This is a genomic window from Enterobacter sp. DN (genome assembly GCF_046054285.1).
GTDB classification, from domain to species: domain Bacteria; phylum Pseudomonadota; class Gammaproteobacteria; order Enterobacterales; family Enterobacteriaceae; genus Enterobacter; species Enterobacter hormaechei_C.
Genome location: NZ_JBJJTG010000005.1, coordinates 154,424 through 179,760 on the forward strand (window position 1 = coordinate 154,424; position 25,337 = coordinate 179,760).

25 protein-coding genes and 4 tRNA genes are annotated in these 25,337 nt (G+C 55.7%); 15 read left to right on the forward strand and 14 right to left on the reverse strand.

The window, feature by feature from the left end:
• Window position 1: 1 nt before the first annotated feature.
• Window positions 2-952 (reverse strand): transaldolase, encoded by a 951-nt coding sequence (gene tal, locus ACJTMZ_RS13860; RefSeq protein ID WP_047719307.1) that lies wholly within the window; start codon window positions 950-952, stop codon window positions 2-4.
• Window positions 953-1,238: 286 nt separating this feature from the next.
• Here tal and maeB point away from each other — a divergent pair, with 286 nt between their 5' ends.
• A complete protein-coding gene (gene maeB / locus ACJTMZ_RS13865; RefSeq protein WP_023295115.1) occupies window positions 1,239-3,518 on the forward strand; it encodes an NADP-dependent oxaloacetate-decarboxylating malate dehydrogenase in 2,280 nt (759 codons plus the stop codon).
• A 79-nt stretch (window positions 3,519-3,597) separates the two neighbouring features.
• Here the strand turns inward: maeB and hemF are convergent, their stop codons facing one another.
• Both hemF and amiA read right to left on the reverse strand, forming a co-directional pair.
• The gene (gene hemF / locus ACJTMZ_RS13870; protein ID WP_032102767.1) at window positions 3,598-4,497 is read right to left on the reverse strand and encodes an oxygen-dependent coproporphyrinogen oxidase; all 900 of its coding nucleotides are present in this window, start codon (window positions 4,495-4,497) and stop codon (window positions 3,598-3,600) included.
• A complete protein-coding gene (amiA, locus tag ACJTMZ_RS13875) occupies window positions 4,497-5,372 on the reverse strand; it encodes an N-acetylmuramoyl-L-alanine amidase AmiA (RefSeq protein WP_015572219.1) in 876 nt (291 codons plus the stop codon). The genes hemF and amiA overlap by 1 nt, the downstream gene beginning before the upstream one ends.
• Before the next feature lie 212 nt (window positions 5,373-5,584).
• On the opposite strand from amiA, the gene ACJTMZ_RS13880 reads away from it, so the two are divergent.
• From ACJTMZ_RS13880 to pdxK, 10 genes are all read left to right on the forward strand, one after another.
• Complete coding sequence (locus ACJTMZ_RS13880; protein ID WP_003861292.1) at window positions 5,585-6,010, forward strand: GNAT family acetyltransferase; 426 nt, start codon at window positions 5,585-5,587, stop codon at window positions 6,008-6,010.
• Entirely contained in the window at window positions 5,997-6,446 is a 450-nt protein-coding gene (locus ACJTMZ_RS13885; protein ID WP_023304181.1) for a DUF2919 domain-containing protein, read from the forward strand. Before ACJTMZ_RS13880 ends, ACJTMZ_RS13885 begins: the two co-directional genes overlap by 14 nt.
• Before the next feature lie 63 nt (window positions 6,447-6,509).
• A complete protein-coding gene (locus ACJTMZ_RS13890) occupies window positions 6,510-7,085 on the forward strand; it encodes an RpoE-regulated lipoprotein (RefSeq protein WP_015572220.1) in 576 nt (191 codons plus the stop codon).
• A 92-nt stretch (window positions 7,086-7,177) separates the two neighbouring features.
• Complete coding sequence (locus ACJTMZ_RS13895; protein ID WP_017383480.1) at window positions 7,178-8,077, forward strand: Dyp-type peroxidase; 900 nt, start codon at window positions 7,178-7,180, stop codon at window positions 8,075-8,077.
• Between the two features lie 176 nt (window positions 8,078-8,253).
• On the forward strand, window positions 8,254-9,267 hold the full coding sequence (locus tag ACJTMZ_RS13900; RefSeq protein ID WP_017383479.1) for a sulfate ABC transporter substrate-binding protein: 1,014 nt from the start codon (window positions 8,254-8,256) through the stop codon (window positions 9,265-9,267).
• Window positions 9,267-10,100, forward strand: coding sequence for a sulfate/thiosulfate ABC transporter permease CysT (cysT, locus tag ACJTMZ_RS13905; RefSeq protein ID WP_017383478.1), 834 nt, complete (start codon window positions 9,267-9,269; stop codon window positions 10,098-10,100). The genes ACJTMZ_RS13900 and cysT overlap by 1 nt, the downstream gene beginning before the upstream one ends.
• Window positions 10,100-10,975 (forward strand): sulfate/thiosulfate ABC transporter permease CysW, encoded by an 876-nt coding sequence (cysW, locus tag ACJTMZ_RS13910; protein ID WP_003861305.1) that lies wholly within the window; start codon window positions 10,100-10,102, stop codon window positions 10,973-10,975. Before cysT ends, cysW begins: the two co-directional genes overlap by 1 nt.
• Window positions 10,965-12,059: a sulfate/thiosulfate ABC transporter ATP-binding protein CysA gene (gene cysA, locus ACJTMZ_RS13915; RefSeq protein ID WP_032659702.1), complete on the forward strand. Its 1,095-nt coding sequence runs from the start codon at window positions 10,965-10,967 to the stop codon at window positions 12,057-12,059. Before cysW ends, cysA begins: the two co-directional genes overlap by 11 nt.
• Before the next feature lie 118 nt (window positions 12,060-12,177).
• Window positions 12,178-13,089 carry a cysteine synthase CysM gene (gene cysM / locus ACJTMZ_RS13920; protein WP_017383476.1) on the forward strand — a complete coding sequence of 304 codons (912 nt, stop codon included), beginning with the start codon at window positions 12,178-12,180 and terminating at the stop codon, window positions 13,087-13,089.
• Between the two features lie 5 nt (window positions 13,090-13,094).
• Entirely contained in the window at window positions 13,095-13,931 is an 837-nt protein-coding gene (gene pdxK, locus ACJTMZ_RS13925) for a pyridoxine/pyridoxal/pyridoxamine kinase (RefSeq protein ID WP_015572224.1), read from the forward strand.
• A 44-nt stretch (window positions 13,932-13,975) separates the two neighbouring features.
• On the opposite strand, the gene crr is transcribed toward pdxK, so the two are convergent.
• The 5 genes from crr to cysZ form a co-directional block, all read right to left on the reverse strand.
• Complete coding sequence (gene crr / locus ACJTMZ_RS13930; RefSeq protein WP_003861316.1) at window positions 13,976-14,485, reverse strand: PTS glucose transporter subunit IIA; 510 nt, start codon at window positions 14,483-14,485, stop codon at window positions 13,976-13,978.
• Window positions 14,486-14,525: 40 nt separating this feature from the next.
• Entirely contained in the window at window positions 14,526-16,253 is a 1,728-nt protein-coding gene (gene ptsI / locus ACJTMZ_RS13935) for a phosphoenolpyruvate-protein phosphotransferase PtsI (RefSeq protein WP_006811455.1), read from the reverse strand.
• A 45-nt stretch (window positions 16,254-16,298) separates the two neighbouring features.
• Window positions 16,299-16,556: a phosphocarrier protein Hpr gene (ptsH, locus tag ACJTMZ_RS13940; protein WP_000487600.1), complete on the reverse strand. Its 258-nt coding sequence runs from the start codon at window positions 16,554-16,556 to the stop codon at window positions 16,299-16,301.
• A 317-nt stretch (window positions 16,557-16,873) separates the two neighbouring features.
• On the reverse strand, window positions 16,874-17,845 hold the full coding sequence (cysK, locus tag ACJTMZ_RS13945; protein ID WP_006811453.1) for a cysteine synthase A: 972 nt from the start codon (window positions 17,843-17,845) through the stop codon (window positions 16,874-16,876).
• A 163-nt stretch (window positions 17,846-18,008) separates the two neighbouring features.
• Window positions 18,009-18,770, reverse strand: coding sequence for a sulfate transporter CysZ (cysZ, locus tag ACJTMZ_RS13950; RefSeq protein WP_006811452.1), 762 nt, complete (start codon window positions 18,768-18,770; stop codon window positions 18,009-18,011).
• 229 nt (window positions 18,771-18,999) lie between these two features.
• Here cysZ and zipA point away from each other — a divergent pair, with 229 nt between their 5' ends.
• The 3 genes from zipA to ACJTMZ_RS13965 all read left to right on the forward strand — a co-directional run bounded on the left by zipA (window position 19,000) and on the right by ACJTMZ_RS13965 (window position 22,296).
• The gene (gene zipA, locus ACJTMZ_RS13955) at window positions 19,000-19,995 is read left to right on the forward strand and encodes a cell division protein ZipA (protein ID WP_063136607.1); all 996 of its coding nucleotides are present in this window, start codon (window positions 19,000-19,002) and stop codon (window positions 19,993-19,995) included.
• Between the two features lie 68 nt (window positions 19,996-20,063).
• Window positions 20,064-22,079, forward strand: a complete 2,016-nt coding sequence (ligA, locus tag ACJTMZ_RS13960; protein ID WP_017383473.1) for an NAD-dependent DNA ligase LigA — start codon at window positions 20,064-20,066, stop codon at window positions 22,077-22,079.
• 1 nt (window position 22,080) lies between these two features.
• The gene (locus tag ACJTMZ_RS13965) at window positions 22,081-22,296 is read left to right on the forward strand and encodes a DUF3820 family protein (protein ID WP_003861328.1); all 216 of its coding nucleotides are present in this window, start codon (window positions 22,081-22,083) and stop codon (window positions 22,294-22,296) included.
• Here the strand turns inward: ACJTMZ_RS13965 and ACJTMZ_RS13970 are convergent.
• On the reverse strand, window positions 22,293-23,288 hold the full coding sequence (locus ACJTMZ_RS13970) for a bile acid:sodium symporter family protein (RefSeq protein WP_023304176.1): 996 nt from the start codon (window positions 23,286-23,288) through the stop codon (window positions 22,293-22,295). The two genes, ACJTMZ_RS13965 and ACJTMZ_RS13970, sit on opposite strands and share 4 nt — an antisense overlap.
• Window positions 23,289-23,377: 89 nt before the next feature.
• Here ACJTMZ_RS13970 and ACJTMZ_RS13975 point away from each other — a divergent pair, with 89 nt between their 5' ends.
• Window positions 23,378-24,319 carry a LysR family transcriptional regulator gene (locus ACJTMZ_RS13975; RefSeq protein ID WP_100134791.1) on the forward strand — a complete coding sequence of 314 codons (942 nt, stop codon included), beginning with the start codon at window positions 23,378-23,380 and terminating at the stop codon, window positions 24,317-24,319.
• On the opposite strand, the gene ACJTMZ_RS13980 is transcribed toward ACJTMZ_RS13975, so the two are convergent.
• The 5 genes from ACJTMZ_RS13980 to ACJTMZ_RS14000 all read right to left on the reverse strand — a co-directional run bounded on the left by ACJTMZ_RS13980 (window position 24,310) and on the right by ACJTMZ_RS14000 (window position 25,166).
• Complete coding sequence (locus tag ACJTMZ_RS13980; protein ID WP_023304174.1) at window positions 24,310-24,651, reverse strand: FlxA-like family protein; 342 nt, start codon at window positions 24,649-24,651, stop codon at window positions 24,310-24,312. The genes ACJTMZ_RS13975 and ACJTMZ_RS13980 overlap by 10 nt on opposite strands.
• Window positions 24,652-24,788: 137 nt before the next feature.
• A tRNA-Lys gene (locus tag ACJTMZ_RS13985) sits at window positions 24,789-24,864 on the reverse strand.
• Between the two features lie 4 nt (window positions 24,865-24,868).
• Window positions 24,869-24,944: transfer RNA gene (locus tag ACJTMZ_RS13990), tRNA-Val, on the reverse strand.
• A gap of 29 nt (window positions 24,945-24,973) precedes the next feature.
• A tRNA-Val gene (locus tag ACJTMZ_RS13995) sits at window positions 24,974-25,049 on the reverse strand.
• Between the two features lie 41 nt (window positions 25,050-25,090).
• Window positions 25,091-25,166, reverse strand: a tRNA-Val gene (locus ACJTMZ_RS14000).
• Window positions 25,167-25,337: the final 171 nt, after the last annotated feature.

The following is a 25,337-nucleotide window of genomic DNA, read 5'->3' on the forward strand; positions in this document are numbered from 1 at the left end:
GTTAAAGTTTGGCGGCGAGAAGATCTTCGAGTTTGCGCTGGTCGACGGCGAACTGACGGATGCCGTCCGCCAGTTTTTCCACGGCCATTGGGTCCTGATTGTGCTCCCAGCGGAATTCCGCTTCGGTCATGGGTTTTGGTTTTGGCAGAACGGTAGAGGTTGGCACAAGCTTGCGGATCACCGTCTCTTCACTCTCCTGAAGCTTTTTCAGCAGGTCAGGGGAGATGGTCAGCCGGTCGCAGCCCGCGAGCGCGAGGATCTGCTCGGTGCGGCGGAAGCTGGCCCCCATCACGATGGTCTCGTAGCGGTGCTGCTTGTAATAATCGTAGATATTACGCACCGATTTCACGCCGGGATCTTCGTCCACCACATACGGATCCATCGGCTGTTTCGCCTGATACCAGTCGTAGATACGTCCGACAAACGGTGAAATCAGGAACACGCCCGCTTCGGCGCAGGCACGCGCCTGGGCGAAGGAGAACAGCAGCGTCAGGTTACAGTTGATCCCCTCTTTCTCCAGCACTTCCGCCGCGCGGATGCCTTCCCAGGTGGAGGCAAGCTTGATCAGGATGCGTGATTTATCGATCCCCTGCTCCTGGTAGAGTTCCACCAGGCGGCGAGCCTTGCTAATGCTCTTTTCCTGGTCGAATGAGAGGCGGGCATCCACTTCGGTGGAGACGCGTCCCGGTATGCTTTTAAGAATTTCCGCACCGATATTGACCGCCAGCTTGTCACTGGCTTCGGCGACCTGCTGCTCCTGCGTTTTCCCGCGCTTTTTGCCGTAGGCAAGGGCGTCATCAATCAGATGACTAAAGTGCGCAAGACCGGCCGCCTTGAGCAGCAACGAGGGGTTGGTGGTCGCGTCTTCCGGCTGGTAGTGACGAATCGATTCGATGTCGCCGCTGTCTGCAACCACGGTGGTAAATTGTTTGATGCCGTCTAGCTGGTTCATAATTACTCCTTGGAAATAAAAGAGTTAGTCGAGTGCGTCAGGTCACACTTCTGAGAAAATCATGATGGACTTAACAAAAAAGCATAGCAGACGGGGGAGGCATTGCTGTCTGAGACGGGTAACATGGCTGTTATAAATTGATAACAATTTTTATTCTGCAATGGTGAGAGTTTGGCAGCCTTCAAAGTTTAGGAGCCTGCCTGCGGCGATACTATGCGGCACACCAGGGTGTGCATAGGAACGTCAACATCACCCTTTTTGACCGAAACGTGAAAGGAATAACAAGATGGATGATCAGTTAAAACAAAGCGCTCTCGATTTTCACGAGTTTCCTGTTCCGGGTAAAATCCAGGTATCCCCGACCAAACCGCTGGCGACCCAGCGCGATCTGGCGCTGGCCTACTCGCCAGGCGTAGCTGCCCCGTGCCTTGAAATCGAAAAAGATCCGCTGGCAGCGTACAAATACACCGCCCGTGGCAACCTGGTGGCCGTTATCTCTAACGGTACGGCGGTACTGGGGTTAGGGAACATTGGCGCGCTGGCCGGTAAGCCGGTGATGGAAGGGAAGGGCGTTCTGTTTAAGAAATTTGCCGGTATCGACGTCTTCGATATCGAAGTGGACGAACTGGACCCGGATAAATTCATCAACGTGGTGGCGGCGCTGGAGCCGACCTTCGGCGGCATCAATCTGGAAGACATCAAAGCGCCGGAATGTTTCTATATCGAGCAGAAGCTGCGCGAGCGTATGAACATTCCCGTGTTCCATGACGACCAGCACGGCACGGCGATTATCAGTACCGCCGCCATTCTGAACGGTCTGCGTGTGGTGGAGAAAAACCTCTCCGACGTGCGCATGGTGGTCTCCGGCGCTGGCGCCGCGGCCATCGCCTGTATGAACCTGCTGGTGGCGCTGGGCATGCAGAAACACAACATCGTGGTCTGCGACTCCAAAGGCGTGATTTATAAAGACCGCGAGCCAAACATGGCGGAAACCAAGGCGGCCTATGCGGTGGAAGACGACGGCAAGCGCACGCTAGAAGACGTCATTGAAGGTGCCGACATTTTCCTCGGCTGTTCAGGCCCGAAAGTACTGACCCAGGAGATGGTGCAGAAGATGGCGCGTGCGCCAATGATCCTGGCCCTGGCGAACCCGGAGCCGGAAATTCTGCCGCCGCTGGCGAAGGCAGTGCGTGAAGACGCGATCATCTGTACCGGACGTTCGGACTACCCGAACCAGGTGAACAACGTGCTCTGCTTCCCGTTCATCTTCCGCGGTGCGCTGGACGTCGGCGCTACGGCAATCAACGAAGAGATGAAGCTCGCCGCCGTTCATGCTATCGCAGAGCTGGCGCACGCCGAGCAGAGCGAAGTGGTGGCCTCCGCCTACGGCGATCAGGATCTGAGCTTCGGCCCGGACTACATTATCCCTAAACCATTTGACCCGCGTCTGATCGTGAAGATCGCGCCAGCGGTGGCCAAAGCGGCGATGGACTCTGGCGTGGCGACGCGGCCGATTGAAGATTTCGATGCCTACGTCGATAAACTCACCGAGTTCGTCTACAAAACCAACCTGTTTATGAAGCCGATCTTCTCCCAGGCGCGCGCTGACGCGAAGCGCGTGGTGCTGGCGGAAGGGGAAGAGGCGCGCGTGCTGCACGCCACGCAGGAGCTGATCACCTTAGGGCTGGCGAAACCGATCCTGATTGGTCGTCCGAGCGTGATCGAGATGCGTATCCAGAAGCTGGGCCTGCAAATTAAGCCGGGCGTCGACTTTGAGATCGTCAATAACGAATCCGATCCGCGCTTCAAAGAGTACTGGAACGAATACTATTCGATCATGAAGCGTCGCGGGATCACCCAGGAGCAGGCGCAGCGGGCGGTTATCAGCAACACCACGGTGATCGGCGCGATCATGGTTCACCGCGGTGAGGCGGATGCGCTGATCTGCGGCACCATCGGCGAGTACCATGAGCATTTCAGCGTGGTGCAGGAGATCTTCGGCTATCGCGAGGGTGTCCATACTGCCGGCGCAATGAACGCGCTGCTTCTGCCAAGCGGGAACACCTTTATCGCCGATACCTACGTCAACGACGATCCTTCCCCGGACGAACTGGCGGAAATCACCGTGATGGCGGCGGAAACCGTGCGCCGCTTTGGTATCGAGCCGAAAGTGGCGCTGCTGTCGCATTCTAACTTCGGGTCATCCAAATCCGCGGCGGCGTGCAAAATGCGCCAGACGCTGGACCTGGTGCGCGAGCGTGCGCCGGAACTGATGATCGACGGCGAGATGCACGGCGACGCCGCGCTGGTGGAGAGCATTCGTAATGAACGTATGCCGGACAGCCCGCTGAAAGGCTCCGCGAACGTGCTGATTATGCCGAACGTAGAAGCGGCGCGTATCAGCTATAACCTGCTGCGCGTGTCGAGTTCTGAAGGGGTGACCGTAGGGCCAGTGCTGATGGGGGTGTCAAAACCGGTACATGTATTAACGCCGATTGCCTCCGTGCGTCGTATCGTCAACATGGTAGCGCTGGCGGTGGTTGAGGCACAGACGCAGCCGCTGTAAGCGCTTTATGTCGGGTGGCGCGTTCGCTTACCCGACCTACGGGACTCGTAGGCCGGATAAGCCCAGCGTCATCCGGCAGTTACACCCAGTCCCGAACCCGAATAAACTCACGCAAGGCAGCCTCCGGGCTGCCTTCTTTGGGTTCAAAGCTGTATTCCCAGCGCACCAGCGGCGGCATCGACATCAGAATGGACTCCGTGCGCCCACCGGTTTGCAGGCCAAACAGCGTCCCGCGATCCCATACCAGGTTAAACTCCACGTAACGCCCGCGGCGGTACAGCTGGAACTCACGCTCGCGAACGCCGTAGTCGGTGTTTTTGCGGCGTTCGACAATCGGCAGATAGGCATCGGTAAAGCCTTCACCCACTGCGCGCATAAAGCTGAACGCGGTATCAAAATCCGGCGTGTTGAGATCGTCAAAGAACAGCCCGCCGATGCCGCGTTGCTCGTCGCGATGCTTCAGATAGAAATAATCATCGCACCACTTTTTGTATTTCGGGTAAACGTCTTCGCCAAACGGCAGGCAGAGGTCGCGCGCGGTGGTGTGCCAGTGCACGGCGTCCTCTTCGAAGCCATAGTAAGGCGTTAAGTCGAAACCGCCGCCAAACCACCAGACCGGATCGGCCCCCGGTTTTTCCGCGATGAAAAAGCGCACGTTGGCGTGGCTGGTTGGCACAAACGGGTTATGCGGATGCACCACCAGCGAGACGCCCATCGCCTCGAAGCTGCGGCCCGCCAGTTCAGGCCGATGCGCCGTGGCGGACGCCGGCATTGCATCACCGTGGACGTGGGAGAAGTTGACCCCGGCCTGTTCAAAAATGCCACCGTTACGCAGCACGCGGCTGCGCCCGCCGCCGCCCGCTTCGCGCTGCCAGGCATCTTCCTGGAATTCACCGCCGTCTGCGGCGGCCAGTTTCTGGCAAATCGCGTCCTGTAGCTGCATCAGGAAAGTTTTGACCAGCTGTGCATTCGGTTTCATCAACGTTTCCTGGAGTGCGCTTTTTGATTATCGAACCAGTTGAAATAACTGATGACCCCGGAGGCGATAGCGTTCGCGATCTTCTGACGAAACGCCGTGGTGCCGAGTAAACGCTCCTCTTCCGGGTTGGTAATGAACGAGGTTTCAACCAGCACGGACGGAATGGACGGGGACTTCAGCACCACAAACGCGGCCTGCTCGGTGCTTTTACTGTGCAGACGGTGCACGGGCTTAATCCGTTTAAGGATATGCGAGCCGAGCGTCAGGCTGTTTTTGATGGTATCGGTCTGCACGAGATCAAACAGAACCTGCTGCAACAGATGGTCTTTGTCGGTGGCTTTTTTCCCGGCCACTTCATCCGCCCGGTTTTCGCGATCGGAGAGGTATTTCGCCATGGCGCTACTGGCGCCACGGTTGGAGAGGGCGAACACCGATGCGCCTGCGGCGGAAGGGTTTGTGAAGCCATCCGCGTGAATGGACATAAACAGGTCGGCGCCGTGCTTATGGGCAATTTCCACGCGATCGTACAGCGGGATAAACGTGTCGCCCGTGCGCGTCAGGCGGGCGTCAATGCCGTTGCTGCGTAAAATTGCGCGCACATTTTTTGCAATTGCCAGCACGACGTGTTTTTCTTTCGACCCGTTTCGGCCAATGGCGCCGGTGTCGATCCCGCCGTGGCCCGGATCGAGCATGACCAGACGCTTTGCGCCGGCTTTTTTGGTTTTCGGCTTGCTGTGTCCGTTACTGGTTTTAAGCGAGCTCTCTTCTTTTGCCTGAGCCTGCTTTGCGATGCCTGTTAACGTTAAGGCCGCCAGCCCCGCTTTGAGAACCTGACGACGCGATGTGAGTGCTTTTAATGGTTTGAATGTGCTCATGCGGCCTGAATTGTAAAAATTGGGGTCCTGGTGTTATATCGTATCGCGTTTTGCGTGACGACATTCCTTATTGAGAATTGTTTTACTTTTCATTTCAATACGTGACAAAGTGACATTATGCCAAATTTTGGCGAGTTTTTCCCCGGTTATTGGCTAAATGCCCTGTTCACGCCATAATCACTGTTTTTAAACCCGAAAAGGCGGTTAATACCATGGAGATACGCGTTTTTCGCCAGGAAGATTTCGAAGAGGTGATCACCCTTTGGGAGCGCTGCGATCTGCTGCGTCCGTGGAACGATCCGGAAATGGACATCGAACGGAAGGTGAATCACGACGTCAGTCTGTTTCTGGTCGCTGAGGTCAACGGCGAGGTGGTCGGGACGGTAATGGGCGGGTACGACGGCCACCGCGGGTCGGCCTACTATCTGGGCGTGCACCCGGAATATCGCGCGCGCGGCATCGCCAACGCGCTGCTTAACCGTCTGGAAAAGAAACTGATCGCCCGTGGCTGCCCGAAAATCCAGATTATGGTGCGGGAAGATAACGACGTGGTGCTGGGCATGTATGAACGTCTGGGCTACGAGCACGCGGATGTACTGACGCTGGGTAAGCGCCTGATCGAAGATGAAGAGTACTGAGTTCCACCCTGGCGACTATGATGTTCACGGTCGTCTGCGTCTGCCTTTTTTATTCTGGTGCGTTCTGCTGTTGCAGGCCCGCACCTGGGTGCTGTTCGTGATGGCTGGCGCGTCACGCGGGCAGGGCGATACGCTACTGAATCTCTTTTATCCCGATCACGATGCGTTCTGGCTGGGGTTACTGCCCGGTGTACCGGCGGTGCTGGCGTTCCTGTGCAGCGGTCGGCGGCAGTTCCTCCCGCGCTTCTGGCGCGCGCTTCGCTGGCTGTTGATTCTGGCGCAGGTTGTGCTCCTGATCTGGCAGCCCGTGCTCTGGCTGTACGGCGAGCCGCTTTCCGGTATCGGGATTGCGCTGGTGGTGGCGGATATTGTCGCGCTGCTGTGGCTGGTCACGAACCCCCGTTTACGCGCCTGTTTTACGCAAGAGTCAGATTAAAACGGCACTTTTTGCCGATACTGCACTCCAACAAGCGTTGATTTATTACGTAAGGACGTCTCAATGAAATCGCTGCGTTTACTTTTATGCGCTCTCCCGCTGGCGTTAACCGGCTGTTCCACGCTCTCATCCATCAACTGGTCTGCGGCCTATCCGTGGAACTGGTTTGGCTCCTCAACGGAAGTGACCGAGCAGGGCGTGGGCAAAATCACCGCCTCGACGGCGCTGGATCAGGATGCCATTCAGGAGGCCATCGGCAGTGATTATCGCCTGCGCAGCGGCATGAAAACCGAGAACGGCAACATCGTGCGCTATTTCGAAGCGTTGAAAGACGACAAGGTGGCGATGGTCATCAACGGCGATAAAGGTACGGTCAACCGCATTGCGGTGATGGATGAAGAGATCCCGACCTCAGGTGGCGTGAAGGTAGGTACGCCGTTTGGCGAGCTCTACCAGAAAGCGTTTGGCCACTGCGCCAGCGTGCCGTCGGATGATAGCGTGGCGGTCGAGTGTAAGGCCGACGGCAGCCAGCACATTAGCTATGTATTCAGCGGCACCTGGAACGGTCCGGAAGGGTTAATGCCCTCTGACGACACCCTGAAAAAGTGGAAAGTGAGCAAAATTATCTGGAAGCAGTAATTTGCGCCTGAGCAAGCCGCCTCGCTGAAATCCAGGTATAATAGCCGCCATCAATGCCACGCTGTCGTGGCATCTTTTTTTCAGGAGGAGCGATGTCTCAGGTTCAGAGTGGCATTTTGCCAGAACATTGCCGCGCGGCGATTTGGATTGAAGCCAACGTCAAAGGGGACGTGGATGCCCTGCGCGCGGCCAGCAAAATTTTCGTTGATAAACTGGCCACCTTTCAGGCCAAATTCCCCGAAGCCCATCTGGGCGCGGTGGTTGCCTTTGGCAACACCGTCTGGCGTCAGCTGAGCGGCGGCGAAGGCGCAGAAGAGCTGAAAGACTTTATTCCTTATGGCAAAGGTCTTGCGCCCGCCACCCAGTATGACGTCCTGATTCATATCCTCTCCCTGCGCCATGACGTGAATTTCTCCGTCGCTCAGGCAGCGATTGAGGCCTTTGGTGACAGCATCGACGTGCAGGAAGAGATCCACGGTTTCCGCTGGGTGGAAGAGCGCGATTTGAGCGGCTTCGTCGACGGTACCGAAAACCCGGCCGGGGAAGAGACGCGTCGCGAGGTGGCTGTAATCAAGGATGGCGTGGACGCGGGCGGCAGCTACGTGTTCGTCCAGCGCTGGGAGCATAACCTCAGGCAGCTTAACCGCATGAGCGTGCATGACCAGGAGATGATGATTGGCCGCACCAAAGACGCCAATGAAGAGATTGACGGCGATGCGCGTCCGGTCACGTCCCACCTGACCCGCGTTGACCTTAAAGAAGACGGTAAGGGGCTGAAGATTGTTCGCCAGAGCCTGCCGTACGGCACCGCGAGCGGTACGCACGGCCTGTACTTCTGCGCTTACTGTGCACGCCTCTACAACATCGAACAGCAGCTGCTGAGCATGTTTGGCGATACCGACGGCAAGCGTGACGCCATGCTGCGCTTCACCCGTCCCGTGACCGGCGGCTACTACTTTGCGCCGTCCGTTGAGCGCCTGCTGGCGCTGTAAATCGCTCTCCATTCGTAGGCCGGGTTAGCGTTAGCGCCACCCGGCAATTTCTCCCGCACCCCTTATTCCCTTTTCTGCTTCTAAATCACCAAACGGTATATAAAACCGTTACTCCTTTAGACTCCGTTATAAATATTATGACTATAAGATAGTCATCACATTTATAAGGGTGCGCAATGGCCGTTACTGTACTGAAAAAAGGATCGCTGGCACTGGCAGGTTTACTGCTGGTGGCGCAGGCGCAGGCAACCGAGTTGCTGAACAGTTCTTATGATGTTTCACGCGAGCTGTTTGCCGCCCTTAATCCCGCATTTGAACAGCAGTGGGCGAAAGATAACAACGGCGACAAGCTGACCATCAAACAGTCGCACGCTGGTTCATCCAAGCAGGCGTTGGCCATTTTGCAGGGGCTGAAAGCGGATGTGGTGACCTACAACCAGGTCACGGACGTGCAGATCCTGCACGACAAAGGCAAGCTGATCCCGGCGGACTGGCAAAGCCGCCTGCCGAACAACAGTTCGCCGTTCTACTCCACCATGGGCTTCCTGGTGCGCAAGGGCAACCCGAAAAACATTCACGACTGGAACGACCTGGTGCGTTCTGACGTCAAGCTGATTTTCCCGAATCCGAAAACCTCCGGCAACGCGCGTTATACCTATCTGGCGGCGTGGGGCGCGGCGGACAAAGCTGACGGTAACGATAAAGCGAAAACCGAACAGTTTATGACCCAGTTCCTGAAAAATGTCGAAGTGTTTGACACCGGCGGCCGGGGCGCAACCACCACTTTCGCCGAGCGCGGGCTGGGCGATGTGCTGATCAGCTTTGAATCCGAAGTGAACAATATTCGTAAACAGTACGAAGCGCAGGGCTTCGAAGTGGTTATCCCGAAAACTAACGTTCTGGCCGAGTTCCCGGTGGCGTGGGTGGATAAAAACGTCAAAGCCAACGGCACTGAGAAAGCGGCAAAAGCCTATCTCAACTATCTGTACAGCCCGCAGGCGCAGACGGTGATTACTGACTATTACTACCGCGTTAATAATCCGGACGTGATGAACAAGCTGAAAGACAAATTCCCGCAGACCGAGCTGTTCCGCGTGGAAGATCATTTCGGCGCCTGGCCTGAGGTGATGAAAACGCATTTTGCCAGCGGCGGTGAGTTAGACAAATTGCTGGCGGCGGGGCGTAAGTAATGTTTGCAGGATCAACAAGACGTGTGCTGCCGGGTTTTACCTTAAGCCTCGGGACCAGCCTGCTGTTCGTCTGTCTGATTTTATTGTTACCGCTCAGCGCTCTGGTGATGCAGCTCGCTGAGATGAGCTGGTCCCAGTACTGGGAAGTGGTCACCAACCCGCAGGTGGTGGCGGCCTACAAGGTCACGCTGCTGTCTGCGTTCGTGGCCTCGATTTTTAACGGCGTGTTTGGCCTGCTGATGGCATGGATCTTAACCCGCTATCGCTTCCCGGGCCGCACGCTGCTCGACGCCCTGATGGATCTGCCGTTTGCCCTGCCGACGGCGGTGGCCGGTCTGACGCTGGCGTCGCTGTTCTCCGTGAACGGCTTTTACGGCGAATGGCTGGCGAAGTTTGATATTAAAGTGACCTATACCTGGATCGGTATCGCGGTGGCGATGGCCTTTACCAGCATCCCGTTTGTGGTACGTACCGTGCAGCCGGTGCTGGAAGAGTTAGGCCCCGAATACGAAGAGGCCGCGGAAACCCTGGGCGCCACGCGCTGGCAGAGTTTCCGTAAGGTTGTGCTGCCGGAACTTTCTCCGGCCTTGCTGGCGGGGGTGGCGCTTTCCTTTACCCGCAGCCTCGGTGAATTTGGCGCGGTCATTTTTATCGCCGGGAACATCGCGTGGAAAACCGAAGTGACCTCGCTGATGATTTTTGTCCGTTTGCAGGAGTTTGATTATCCGGCCGCGAGCGCGATTGCCTCGGTGATCCTTGCCGCGTCGCTGCTGCTACTGTTTTCGATTAACACTCTGCAAAGTCGCTTTGGTCGACGTGTGGTAGGTCACTGATGGCGGAAGTTACGCAATTGAAGCGCTATGACGCGCCCCGCATCAACTGGGGCAAATGGTTTCTGATTGGTACCGGCGTGCTGGTCTCCGCATTCATTCTCGTCGTGCCGATGGTGTACATCTTCGTGCAGGCCTTCAGCAAAGGGATTATGCCCGCGCTGCAAAACCTGGCCGATCCGGACATGCTCCACGCCATCTGGCTGACGGTGATGATTGCTCTGATCACCGTCCCGGTGAATCTGGTGTTTGGCGTATTGCTGGCCTGGCTGGTAACGCGCTTTAACTTCCCGGGGCGTCAGCTGCTGCTGACCCTGCTGGATATCCCGTTTGCGGTGTCTCCGGTGGTGGCGGGTCTGGTTTATCTGCTCTTCTACGGCTCCAATGGCCCGCTGGGCGGCTGGCTGGATGAGCACGACCTGCAAATCATGTTCGCCTGGCCGGGGATGGTGCTGGTGACCGTCTTTGTCACCTGTCCGTTCGTGGTGCGCGAGCTGGTGCCGGTGATGCTCAGCCAGGGCAGCCATGAAGATGAAGCCGCGGTGCTGCTCGGCGCTTCCGGCTGGCAGATGTTCCGCCGCGTCACGCTGCCGAATATTCGCTGGGCGCTGCTTTACGGCGTGGTGCTGACCAACGCCCGTGCGATCGGTGAATTTGGCGCGGTATCGGTGGTATCCGGCTCGATTCGCGGCGAAACCCTGTCGCTGCCGTTACAGATTGAATTACTGGAACAGGACTACAACACCGTCGGTTCCTTTACTGCCGCAGCGTTGCTGACGCTGATGGCGATTTTGACCCTGTTTTTGAAGAGTGTGGTGCAGTGGCGTTTAGAGAATCAGGAAAAACGTCAGCATCAGGAGGGAAATCATGAGCATTGAGATTGCCAATATTAAGAAGTCTTTTGGTCGCACCCAGGTGCTGAATGATATCTCGCTGGATATCCCTTCCGGACAAATGGTGGCGCTGCTGGGGCCGTCTGGCTCCGGAAAAACCACGCTGTTGCGCATTATCGCCGGGCTTGAACACCAGACCAGCGGACATATTCGCTTCCACGGTACGGACGTTAGCCGCCTGCACGCCCGCGACCGTAAAGTGGGCTTTGTATTTCAGCATTATGCGCTGTTCCGCCACATGACGGTATTCGACAACATCGCGTTTGGCCTGACCGTGCTGCCGCGTCGTGAACGTCCAGATGCCGCCGCCATCAAAGCGAAAGTGACCAAACTGCTGGAGATGGTGCAGCTTGCGCATCTGGCGGACCGCTTCCCGGCTCAACTTTCCGGCGGGCAGAAGCAGCGCGTGGCGCTGGCGCGTGCGTTAGCCGTTGAACCGCAAATCCTGCTGCTGGACGAACCGTTTGGCGCGCTGGATGCACAGGTGCGAAAAGAGCTGCGCCGCTGGCTGCGTCAGCTGCATGAGGAACTCCAGTTCACCAGCGTTTTCGTGACCCACGATCAGGAAGAGGCGATGGAAGTGGCCGATCGCGTGGTAGTGATGAGTCAGGGCAACATTGAGCAGGTTGACGAGCCAGAGCAGCTCTGGCGTGAACCGGCGACCCGCTTTGTGCTGGAGTTTATGGGGGAAGTAAACCGCCTTCAGGGCACCATTCGCGGCGGTCAGTTCCACGTTGGCGCGCACCGCTGGCCGCTGGGGTATACCTCCGCGCATCAGGGGCCGGTGGATCTGTTCCTGCGTCCGTGGGAAGTGGACGTCAGCCGCCGTACCAGCCTGGATTCACCGCTTCCGGTGCAGGTGCTGGAAGCTAGCCCTAAAGGGCACTACACCCAATTAGTGGTACAACCCCTGGGCTGGTATACCGAGCCGCTGACCGTGGTTATGCGTGACGACGAGCCGCCGCACCGGGGGGAGCGTCTTTTTGTGGGGCTGCAACACGCGCGCATTTATCACGGTAACGAGCGCATTGAAACGCGCGAGGATATTGCTCTGGCGGAGTCAGCCTGATAGGTTATTAGTATGTTTATCGCCCGGTGGCGCTGCGCTGACCGGGCCTACAGTTATCACTGCGTCTTGTAGGCCGGGTAAGCTAAGCGCCACCCGGCTTTTTTATTGAGTAAAAATCGTGAATACACTCGAACACACCATCGGCAACACCCCTCTGGTCAAACTTCAGCGCATGGGGCCTGATAACGGCAGCGAAATCTGGGTCAAACTCGAAGGCAATAACCCGGCGGGGTCGGTGAAAGACCGGGCGGCACTGTCGATGATTGTCCAGGCCGAGAAGCGCGGTGAAATTAAGCCAGGCGACGTGCTCATTGAGGCCACCAGCGGAAATACCGGTATCGCGCTGGCAATGATTGCCGCCCTGAAAGGCTACCGCATGAAGCTGCTGATGCCGGATAACATGAGCCAGGAGCGCCGGGCCGCCATGCGCGCCTATGGAGCCGAGCTGATTCTGGTGAGCAAAGAGCAGGGGATGGAAGGGGCGCGAGATTTAGCGTTAGCGATGGCGGAGCGCGGGGAAGGCAAGCTTCTCGACCAGTTCAACAACCCGGATAACCCGTACGCGCACTACACCACCACCGGCCCGGAAATCTGGCAGCAAACCGACGGGCGCATCACCCACTTTGTCTCCAGCATGGGGACCACGGGCACGATCACCGGTGTGTCACGCTTTCTGCGCGAACAGGAGAAGCCGGTGACGATTGTCGGCCTGCAACCGGAAGAGGGGAGCAGCATTCCGGGCATCCGCCGCTGGCCGGCGGAGTATATGCCGGGCATCTTTAATGCGCAGCTTGTGGACCAGGTGCTGGATATTCATCAGCGCGAGGCGGAAAATACCATGCGTGAGCTGGCCGTGCGTGAAGGTATCTTCTGCGGCGTCAGCTCTGGCGGTGCCGTAGCGGGTGCGATCCGGGTGGCTGAGTCCACGCCGGGGGCGGTGGTCGTAGCGATTATTTGCGATCGCGGCGACCGTTACCTGTCTACCGGCGTCTTTGGTGAAGAGAGTTATTCGCAGGGGGCGGGGATTTAAGCGTCATGGAGATGATTTTATTCCGGGATAACACCCGGGCGCAGCAAACCGATATTGTCGCCGTTCAGTCGCAGGTGGTGTACGGCAGCGTGGGAAACAGCATCGCGGTGCCGAATATTCGCACCCACCGGCTGAACGTTACCGCCGTGCCAACGGTGCTGTTCAGCAATACGCCGCACTACGACACCTTCTACGGCGGGGTGATCCCGGACGAGTGGTTCAGCGGCTACCTTAAGGCGCTGGAAGAGCGCGAGATCCTGCGCGAGCTTAAAGCGGTCACCACCGGCTATATGGGCAGCGCCAGCCAGATCGCGCTGCTGGCGCAGTGGCTGAAGGCAATCAAAGTGCAACATCCCGATCTGCTGGTGCTGGTCGACCCGGTAATTGGGGATATCGATAGCGGGATGTACGTGAAGCCGGATATTCCTGAAGCCTACCGTGAGCATCTGCTCCCGCTGGCCCAGGGCATTACGCCCAACGTGTATGAACTGGAAGTGCTGAGCGGCAAACCGTGCCGTACGCCGGAGAGCGCCATTGCCGCCGCGCAGGGGCTGCTGTCCGACTCGCTGAAATGGGTAGCGATCACCAGTGCGCCAGTGTCTGACGATCCGCAGAATATCCACGTTGTGCTGGTGAGCGAAGAAGGTGTTACCGTAAGCGCGCACCCGCGCGTAGAGACGGATCTGAAAGGAACGGGCGATCTGTTCTGTTCGGAGCTGGTCAGCGGCATTGTGGGAGGGAAAACCGTTGCCGATGCCATTCGCATGGCGGGCGATCGGGTGACTGACGTTATGATCTATACGCAGTCGAAAGGCTATGACGAGCTTATCCTGCCGGCATAAACAAAAATGGCGCCCGAAGGCGCCATTTTTCTGTGCGGCAAGAATTACTTCTTGATGCGGATAACCGGGGTTTCACCCACGGTGACGCTGCCAGACAGTTTGATCAGTTCTTTGATTTCGTCCATGTTGGAGATAACAACCGGAGTCAGGGTAGACTTCGCTTTTTCTTCCAGCAGCGGCAGATCGAATTCAATTACCGGGTCGCCAACTTTAACACGCTGGCCTTCTTCTGCGATACGCTTGAAGCCTTCGCCTTTCAGTTCAACGGTGTCGATACCGAAGTGAACGAACAGTTCGATACCGCTATCGGATTCGATAGAGAACGCATGGTTGGTTTCAAAAATTTTACCGATGGTGCCGTCAACTGGAGCAACCATTTTGTTGCCAGTTGGTTTGATAGCAATGCCATCACCAACGATTTTCTCAGCAAACACTACATCCGGCACGTCTTCGATGTTGACGATCTCGCCGGAGAGCGGAGCAACAATCTCAATAGTTCCGGAGTCTTTCTTGTCATCAGAAACCAGAGATTTCAGTTTATCGAACAAACCCATGATCTTCTCCTAAGCAGTAAATTGGGCCGCATCTCGTGGATTAGCAGATTGTTTTTTCTTCAATGAACTTGTTAACCAGCGTCATTAACTCGTCCGTTGTCGGTTGAGCAAGAGCCTGCTCTGCTAACACCTTCGCATCTTCGAAGTTCGTGTTACGGATAATCTTCTTAATGCGCGGGATGGAAATGGCGCTCATAGAGAATTCGTCCAGACCCATACCCAGCAACAGAAGTGTAGCACGTTCGTCGCCTGCAAGCTCACCACACATGCCAGTCCATTTACCTTCTGCATGAGAAGCATCAATAACTTGCTTGATCAAATTCAGTACGGACGGTGACATTGGCTGGTAGAGATGTGAAATCATATCATTACCACGGTCAACTGCCAGGGTGTACTGCGTTAAATCATTGGTACCGATACTAAAGAAATCAACTTCTTTGGCTAAATGACGCGCAATGGTCGCGGCTGCCGGTGTTTCCACCATCACGCCGATCTCAATGGATTCGTCAAATGCTTTACCTTCGTCGCGCAGTTCCTGTTTGTAGATTTCGATCTCTTTCTTCAGTGCACGCACTTCTTCAACAGAGATGATCATCGGGAACATGATGCGCAGTTTACCGAAAGCGGAGGCACGCAGAATAGCGCGAACCTGGTCACGCAGGATCTCTTTGCGATCCATGGCGATACGCACGGCACGCCAGCCCAGGAACGGGTTCTCTTCTTTCGGGAAGTTCATGTACGGCAGCTCTTTGTCGCCACCGATGTCCATGGTACGGACGATTACAGCCTGCGAGCCGCACGCTTCCGCAACCGCTTTGTACGCTGCAAACTGCTCTTCTTCCGTTGGCAGAGCGTCGCGATCCATGAACAGGAATTCAGTACGATACAGACCTACACCTTCCGCGCCGTTGCGCTCAGCGCCGTCAACGTCACGTACGGTACCGATGTTAGCGCACACTTCAACCTGATGGCCGTCCAGCGTGATAGCTGGCAGATCTTTCAGTTTAGCGAGTTCCGCTTTCTCGGTAGCAACCTGCTCCTGAACGGAACGCAGCTGCTCGATCACATCGTTAGTTGGGTTGACGTAAACCACATTGTTTACGGCATCCAGAATCAGATAGTCGTCGTTTTTCACCTGGGAGGTAACGCTACCGGTACCCACAATGGCTGGCAGCTCCAGAGAACGCGCCATGATTGAGGTGTGGGAGGTACGTCCACCTGCATCAGTAATGAAACCCAGCACCTTGTTCAGGTTCAGCTGTGCGGTTTCAGACGGGGTCAGGTCAGCGGCAACCAGGATGACTTCGTCCTGAATCGCGCTCAGATCGATGATGGCCAGACCCAGGATGTTGCGCAGCAGGCGCTTACCGATGTCACGTACGTCAGCCGCACGTTCTTTCAGGTATTCATCGTCCAGCTCTTCCAGGGCAGATGCCTGACCTTCGATAACTTCATGCGCAGCCGCGTCGGCCGTCATGCCTTTATCTTTAATCAGGGCTATGATTTCCTGCTCCAGCTCCTCATCTTCGAGCAGCATAATGTGCCCTTCGAAGATGGCTTCTTTTTCTTCACCGAAAGTTTCGCCAGCTTTAGTTTTAATCGCTTCCAGTTGCGCAGATGCCTTGGCACGACCGCTCAGAAAACGTTCAACTTCCTGATCAACCTTGTCGGCAGAAATTTTTTTCCGGTCAATGACGATTTCGTCTTCTTTCAGCAGCAATGCTTTGCCGAAAGCGATACCCGGGGATGCTAAAATGCCTGAAATCATAACCCTACCTTACTTGTGACTGATATTGAAAAGAACCCGGTAAACTTACTCGAGTTCAGCCATCAGCTTAACCAGATGCTCAACTGCTTTCTGCTCGTCTTCACCTTCAGCGGAGATGGTAACAACGGTACCCTGAGTCAGGCCCAGAGTTTGCAGCTTGAACAGGCTTTTTGCGCTAGCGCTTTTGCCGTTGGAAGTCACAGTGATTTCAGAAGTGAAGCCTTTCGCTTCTTTAACAAACTGAGCAGCAGGGCGGGTGTGCAGACCGTTCGGAGCGGTAATGGTAACTTCTTGCTGGAACATTGTATTTCCCCAACTTATAGGTTTAGTGTTGTGGAACTAAAGTCTAGCCTGGCGACTTAACTTTAGCCTGTATAGTTAGCGCTGACGTTTCAATCGTCATTAAACATTATGCAGTGAAAGCAAGACTTGAACCAAATCATAAAATCGATTCAGCAGCGCTATTTCGTTCACCGATTAATTTCGCGCATCAAAATAATTGCTGGTTTAAATACCAGACCCAACGGGGTGAAGCAATGCCAGGAGGGGTAAAACTTTGAAGCAGGCCACAAAAAAGCACCTGAAAAGGTGCTTTTTTACGCGTTTTTAACATGCTGGCATCACTGTTGCAGTTCTTTCTCTGTGAAGAGATCGGCAAACAGTGCTGTGCTTAAGTAACGCTCACCCGAAGACGGTAGGATAACCACAATGTTCTTATTGGTAAAGGTTTCATCTTCCAGCAGTTTGAGGGCTGCCGCAACCGCCGCACCGGAAGAGATACCCGCCAGAATGCCTTCCTCGTCCATCAGGCGACGCGCCGTGGAGATGGCTTCTTCATTGGTAATGGCGACGACTTTATCGATCAGCTTCAGATCCAGGTTGCCTGGAATAAAGCCAGCGCCGATACCCTGGATTTTGTGTGGGCCAGGTTTGATCTCTTCGCCTGCCAGCGCCTGAGCGATAACCGGTGAGTCGGTTGGCTCAACGGCAACGGTAATCAGATCTTTTTTACCTTTCGTGCCTTTAATATAGCGAGACACACCGGTCAGCGTACCGCCGGTGCCTACGCCGGAGATAAACACATCAACCTGACCGTCGGTATCTTCCCAGATTTCCGGGCCGGTGGTTTTCTCATGAATTTCCGGGTTGGCCGGGTTGCTGAACTGCTGGAGCAGCAGATACTTTGCCGGATCGCTGGCAACAATTTCTTCGGCCTTCTGAATCGCGCCCTTCATGCCTTTTGCGCCTTCGGTCAGGACCAGGTTCGCACCCAGCGCTTTCAGCAGCTTACGACGCTCAATGCTCATGGTTTCAGGCATAGTCAGCGTCAGCTTGTAGCCACGCGCCGCCGCAACATAGGCCAGAGCGATACCGGTATTGCCGCTGGTGGGTTCAACCAGCTCAACACCAGGTTTCAGCACGCCACGCTTTTCAGCATCCCAAATCATATTCGCACCGATACGGCATTTAACGCTGAAGCTTGGGTTACGAGATTCGACCTTCGCCAGAATGCGTCCATTACCGATACGGTTCAGTCGAACCAGGGGCGTATGACCGATAGTCAGCGAGTTGTCTTCATAAATCTTACTCATGGCCTGTCCTTAACTGTATGAAATTGGGATACCGACCCAGCATACCTGTTGAACAGGTATGGGGAAGTAAGGAAATCGCATATCTATATGCTGCAAGGAAATAATGGGGATCAGTATGGAATAAGGGGCGGCATAAGCCACCCCTCTTTTACACATTTTTGCATTACTTCCATAACGCGTGCTTAGCACGGTAACAGTCCACCCACATCGCCGTCGCGCCGCAAACGGCAACGGGCATGATGAACAAATTCAGGAAAGGGATCATGGTGAACAGGCTGGTCAGCGCCCCAAACTGCATGTTGGCAACCTTCTGAGTGCGCAGGGCAGTGCGCATCTCTTTAAACGGCACTTTGTGGTTATCGAACGGATAATCACAGTACTGGATAGCGAGCATCCAGGCGCTGAACAGGAACCACAGCACGGGCGCGACCGTCTGGCCAATCCCGGGTACAAAATAAAGAATAAGCAGCACAATCGCCCGCGGCAGGTACCAGGCGAACTTCTGCCATTCACGCTTCATGATGCGGGGGAGATCTTTCACGATCCCCAGTACGCCCGTGTCAGGTGGCGTCGCACCGGTAAGGCGCGCTTCCAGCTGTTCGGCCAGCAGACCGTTGAACGGCGCGGCTATCCAGTTTGCTATCGTCGAAAAGAAATAACCGAAAACCAGCAGCACGGAGATAACCGCAATCGGCCAGAGCAGGTAGTCTAGCCACTGTAACCAGTCCGGCACATAGCTCATCAGGGAAGGGATCCAGCTTTCCAGTCTTGTGAATAGCCACCAGAAGGCCCCGCCCATCAGAATAATGTTGATCAGTAACGGCAAAATAACGAAGCGTCGAATGCCCGGCAGGGAGACCAGTTTCCAGCCCTGAGAAAAGTACCAGACCCCGCTGCGTGGGGCAGAAGAAGATGTTGAAACCATACCAGGCTGTACTCCTTTTTACACAACCAGTGGAATTGCCCGCCTATATTATCCAGTTACGGGCCAATGACCAGTTCGGAAATGTTCGAAAAACCAGCAAAAAGCACGATTTAGTTCATCTTTATGCTGTGAATGCTCTGCATACACTTGCACTTGACGTAAACGGCAAATACTCTTAGTGAGTAAATGTTTGCCGTGGTGGCAAGGTGTTAGAACAACAGAGAATATAATGATGCAGGATTTGCGTCTGATATTAATCATTGTTGGCGCGATCGCCATAATCGCTTTACTGGTACATGGTTTCTGGACCAGCCGTAAAGAGCGTTCCTCTATGTTTCGCGATCGTCCACTGAAGCGCATGAAGTCCAGTCGTGACGACGATGACGTTGAAGACGACATCGACGGTCCTGACGACGACGGCGTGGGTGAAGTTCGTGTTCATCGGGTCAATACTGCGCCCGGCGCAGCGCATGGAGAGCATGAAGCCCCCCGCGCTCCGCAGCACCAGTATCAACCACCGTATGCCTCTGCCCAGCCGCGCCAGCCAGCGCCGCCGCCAGTGGAAGAACCTGTTCGTCATCCGCCGCAGCAGCCTGTGCAACAGCAGCCCGTTGCGCCACAGCCTGTACAGCCGCAACCTGTGCAACAGCCTGCACAGCCAGTGCATCAGCCACAGCCTGTTCAGCAGCCGCAGCCGGTACAACAACCGCAGCCGCAGCCTGAACCGCCTGCGCCACAGCCCGCTCCGCGCGTTGAGCCAGAGCCGGCCGCAGAGCCAGAACCGGTTGTTGAAAAGCCGCAGCGTAAAGAAGCGGTGATCATCATGAACGTGGCTGCTCATCATGGCACCCATCTGAACGGTGACGTGCTGCTTAACAGCATCCAACAGGCAGGCTTCAAGTTCGGCGACATGAATATTTTCCATCGCCACCTGAGTCCTGACGGTAGCGGTCCGGCGCTGTTTAGTCTGGCCAATATGGTCAATCCAGGCACGTTTGACCCGGAAATGACCGGTGATTTCGTCACGCCGGGGGTTACGATCTTTATGCAGGTGCCGTCCTACGGTGACGAGCTGCAAAACTTTAAGCTGATGCTACAGTCCGCTCAGCACATCGCCGACGAAGTGGGCGGTGTGGTGCTCGACGATCAGCGTCGAATGATGACGCCGCAGAAACTGCGCGAGTATCAGGACCGCATCCGCGAAGTTAAGGAAGCGAACGCGTAATCGTCGCGTTAACTTCACCTCCTCCTCAACCCCCGCCTGTCGGGGGTTTTTCTCATTGATGGTGCGATATGGACTCAATCGAACAACAACTTACTGAACTGCGAACCACGCTTCGCCATCATGAATATCTCTATCATGTTATGGACGCACCGGAAGTGCCGGATGCGGAATATGACCGCCTGATGCGTGAACTGCGCGAGCTGGAAGCGCAGCACCCCGAACTGATTACGCCCGATTCCCCAACGCAGCGCGTCGGCGCGGAACCGCTGGGCGCTTTCAGCCAGGTGCGCCATGAAGTGCCGATGCTGTCGCTGGATAACGTGTTTGATGAAGAGAGTTTTCTGGCTTTCAACAAGCGTGTGCAGGATCGCCTGAAGAGCATCGACAATCTGAGCTGGTGCTGCGAGCTAAAGCTGGATGGTCTGGCCGTTAGCATTCTTTATGAGAACGGCGTGATGGTGCGTGCCGCAACGCGCGGCGACGGCACTACCGGGGAAGACATCACCACTAATGTGCGCACTATTCGTGCGATCCCGCTGAAACTGCGTGGCGATAACATTCCCGCCCGGCTGGAAGTGCGCGGGGAAGTGTTCCTTCCGCAGGCGGGCTTCGAGAAGATCAACGAAGAAGCGCGTCGTACCGGTGGGAAAGTGTTTGCAAACCCGCGTAACGCGGCGGCAGGTTCGCTGCGTCAGCTCGATCCACGAATCACCGCGAAGCGACCGCTTACTTTCTTCTGCTACGGCGTCGGGATCCTGGAAGGCGGTGACCTGCCAGATACTCACCTGGGTCGTTTAATGCAGTTCAAAGAGTGGGGGTTACCGGTTAGCAACCGCGTGCAGCTCTGCGACTCTCCGGAGGCGGTGCTGGCGTTCTATCACAAGGTTGAAGAGGATCGTCCCACGCTCGGGTTTGATATTGATGGCGTGGTGATCAAGGTTAACTCGCTGGCGTTGCAGGAACAGTTAGGATTTGTGGCCCGTGCGCCGCGCTGGGCGGTAGCCTTTAAGTTCCCGGCGCAGGAGCAGATGACCTTCGTTCGCGACGTGGAGTTTCAGGTAGGGCGTACGGGGGCGATTACGCCTGTGGCGCGTCTGGAGCCTGTGCAGGTGGCTGGCGTGCTGGTAAGTAACGCCACGCTGCATAACGCCGATGAAATTGCCCGCCTGGGCCTGCGCATTGGTGACAAAGTGGTGATTCGCCGCGCGGGCGACGTGATCCCACAGGTGGTTAACGTTGTTGAGTCTGAACGTCCTGCCGATACCCGTGCCATCGAGTTTCCAGCCCACTGTCCGGTATGTGGTTCGGACGTTGAGCGCGTGGAAGGTGAAGCGGTAACGCGCTGTACGGGCGGGTTAATCTGCGGCGCGCAGCGTAAAGAGTCCCTGAAGCACTTTGTCTCCCGCCGGGCGATGGACGTCGACGGAATGGGTGACAAGATTATCGACCAGTTAGTTGAGAAAGAGTACGTCCATACGCCAGCGGACCTCTTTACCCTGACGGCAGGTAAGCTGACCGGTCTTGATCGTATGGGGCCGAAATCTGCCCAGAACATCGTTAACGCGCTCGAGGCGGCCAAAAACACCACCTTTGCCCGTTTCCTTTACGCGCTTGGCATTCGTGAAGTCGGAGAGGCGACAGCGGCAGGGCTGGCGGCGTATTTCGGCACGCTGGACGCGCTGGAGAAAGCCACCATCGACGAGCTACAGAAAGTCCCTGATGTCGGCATTGTGGTCGCTACCCACGTTTTCAACTTCTTCGCCGAAGAGAGCAACCGTGAAGTGATCGGTAAATTATTGGAACAGGGCATTCACTGGCCTGCACCGGTAGTGGTTAATGCCGAAGAGATCGACAGCCCGTTTGCCGGTAAAACGGTGGTGCTGACCGGCAGCCTGAGCCAGCTCTCGCGCGATGACGCGAAAGCGCGCCTGGTGGCGTTGGGGGCAAAAGTGGCGGGCAGCGTATCGAAGAAAACCGACCTGGTGATTGCCGGGGAAGCGGCCGGTTCGAAGCTGGCAAAAGCGCAGGAGCTTGGCATCGAGGTAATCGACGAAGCGGAAATGATGCGCCTGTTAGGAGAGTGACGTGGAAAAAGAGCAGCTCGTTGAGATCGCCAATACGGAGATGCCGTTCGGTAAATATAAGGGTCGCAGGCTGATTGATTTACCGGAAGAGTATCTGCTGTGGTTTGCCCGTAAGGATGAGTTCCCCGCCGGGCGTCTGGGCGAGCTGATGGCTATCACGTTACTGATCAAAACAGAGGGGCTGACCCAGCTGGTTCAGCCCCTGAAACGTCCTTAAACTTTCGCGGCGCGGGTCTCTTCCTGCGCCAGCTTTTCTGTCTGCGCCTTGTAACGCCGCGCCAGTACCGCACACACCATCAGCTGGATCTGATGGAAAATCATCAGCGGTAACACCATCATCCCAATGACGGACGTCGGGAACAGAATATTGGCCATCGGGATCCCGTTGGCCAGGCTCTTTTTCGATCCGCAAAATACAATGGTGATTTCATCGGCCTTATTGAAGCCGCATTTGCGGGCCACAAAGACGTTAACCGCGATGACAATGGCCAGCAAAACGATGCTTACCACCACAATAAACAGCAGCGATCCAGCGCCCACCCTGTGCCAGATGCCGTTCACCACGGCTTCGCTGAAGGCCGTGTAAACCACCAGCAGAATTGAGCTTTGGTCCGTTTTCCCGATCCATTTTTTATGTTTTGCCACAAATGCCCCAATCCAGGGACGGGATAAGTGTCCGAGCACAAACGGCAGCAGCAGTTGCAGACAAATTTTACCCACCTGCTCCAGATTGCCTTCCGCCCCGTGCATGTTCATCAGCAGACCGACCAGTAGCGGTGAAACAAAGATCCCCAGCAGGCTGGAAGCGGAAGCAGAACAAACCGCCGCCGCGACGTTACCGCCCGCCAGCGAGGTAAAGGCAATAGCGGACTGCACGGTGGCCGGCAAAATGCACAGATAAAGGAAACCGGTATACAGCGCCGGATCGACATTCACCGGCGCCCACCAGGCGAACAGCACGCCCAAAACCGGGAAGAGGATAAAGGTGCTGCACATTACCCACAGGTGTAGTCGCCAGTGGCTACCGCCTGCAATAATGGCTTCCCGGGAGAGTTTGGCGCCATGCATAAAGAACAGCAGGGCAATGGCTGCCGTGGTCAGTCCTTCAATAACCGGAACGAAACTGCCCCGCGCCGGGAAGAACGAGGCCAGCAAGACGACACTAATCAGGGTCAGCGTAAACGGATCAAGGATACGAAAAAGTTTCATAATCACTCCTGAAAACAGATGCCGCTATTGTGCTTTCTTCCCTTTGAGAAATAAAATTGATTTATTGCATCCATTCATGAATTAAACAGATGAATTATTCGTTACGTCAGCTTCGCGTTTTCGTCACCGTCGCGCAGGCCCGCAGCTTTAGCCGGGCAGGGGAGATCATTGGCCTCAGCCAGTCGGCGGTGAGCCATAGCGTTAAGGAGCTTGAAACGCAAACGGGAGTGAAGCTGCTCGACCGTACGACGCGAGAAGTGGTACTCACCGAAGCGGGACAGCAGCTGGCAATGCGACTGGAAAGGCTGCTGGATGAACTGAACAGTACGCTCAGGGATGTTGGCCGGCTCGGACAACAGCTTTCCGGTACCGTGAGAGTGGCGGCGAGCCAGACGATTTCAGCGCATCTTATTCCCCAGTGCATCGCTGAAAGTAATCACCGCTATCCGGATATCGATTTTGTTTTGCACGACAGGCCGCAGCAGTGGGTACTGGAGAGTATCCGTCAGGGGGATGTGGATTTTGGCATCGTTATTGATCCCGGAGCGGTAAGCGACCTGGAATGTGAAGTGGTGCTCTCGGAGCCCTTTTTATTGCTCTGCCGCGATGATGATCCGCTGGCATCGCTGCCACACGTGGCCTGGCAGGCCTTGCAGGGGGCAAACCTGGTGTTACAGGATTATGCATCAGGCAGCCGTCCGCTGATAGATGCCGCTCTGGCCGCGCAGGGCGTTAAGGCAACCATTGTGCAGGAGATTGGGCATCCTGCCACGCTCTTCCCGATGGTCGAAGCGGGGATTGGCATCAGCGTTCTGCCGGCGCTGGCGCTGCCACTGCCGCAGGGGAGTCGTTTAACGGTGAAGCGTTTCGTACCCTGTGTCGAACGCCAGCTGATGCTGGTACGCCGTAAAAACAGGTCACTTTCCGGCGCGGCGCACGCCTGCTGGGATGTAGTACGTATGCAGGCCAGACGTTTGATGGAGGCCCGCACACGCGATCCACTCTTTAACGAAACCAATAATCAGATGTAGATATTAATCTGATGCTCCGCGGAGGGCTTATTGATGCCTTCCGCCACGGCCTGACCGTTTTCCTGCTTTGGCATCGCCTCTTCGGCCTGCTGACGCTGCAATTGCGCCAGCTGCGCCTGCAACATAGCCAGCTGAGATTCGAGTAATTCCTGCTGCTTTTGCTTCTCTTCTGCTGTGGCATCACCCATGGCCACTTCTTTGAGCTGCTGAGTGACTTTCGTTATCTGTTTGGTCAGACGGGTGATTTGAGAAGCAATGTCGTTTCCGCCGGAGCTGTTATCTACGCTGCCGATTTCCATCGCCGACAGAGAAACGGGCTTAAGAGTTGTCATATTGAGATCCTTTTCGCCATAAAATAGAGGTATCGGCAAAGAAGGCGTGAGCTTGAGTAAAACAAGCGGTCTGGCTGCAAGGGGGAATTGCTATATCGCAGATAGCAAAAAAGCGCCTTTAGGGCGCTTTTTTACATTGGTGGGTCGTGCAGGATTCGAACCTGCGACCAATTGATTAAAAGTCAACTGCTCTACCAACTGAGCTAACGACCCGAAATGGTGGGCGATGACGGGCTCGAACCGCCGACCCCCTCCGTGTAAAGGAGATGCTCTACCAACTGAGCTAATCGCCCATTTCGGAACTGCTGCGATAAGGTGAGAATGGTGGGCGATGACGGGCTCGAACCGCCGACCCCCTCCGTGTAAAGGAGATGCTCTACCAACTGAGCTAATCGCCCAATCTCAATGCTTATCTACACTGCGAGTCTACCGAAGTAGATGGTGGGTGATGACGGGCTCGAACCGCCGACCCCCTCCGTGTAAAGGAGATGCTCTACCAACTGAGCTAATCACCCCCGCTGTGTGGAGTCGCATTATAGGGAGAGTTGAAAATGAGTCAACGCATTTTCTAAAGTTTTTATTCGTTCGTCGTAAAATTAGTCAAAACGATCGCAAAACGGACTGTGGCGCATGATTTATAAACAAAAACAGCAATCTCGAACCGGATAAAGTGATCGACATTGAGG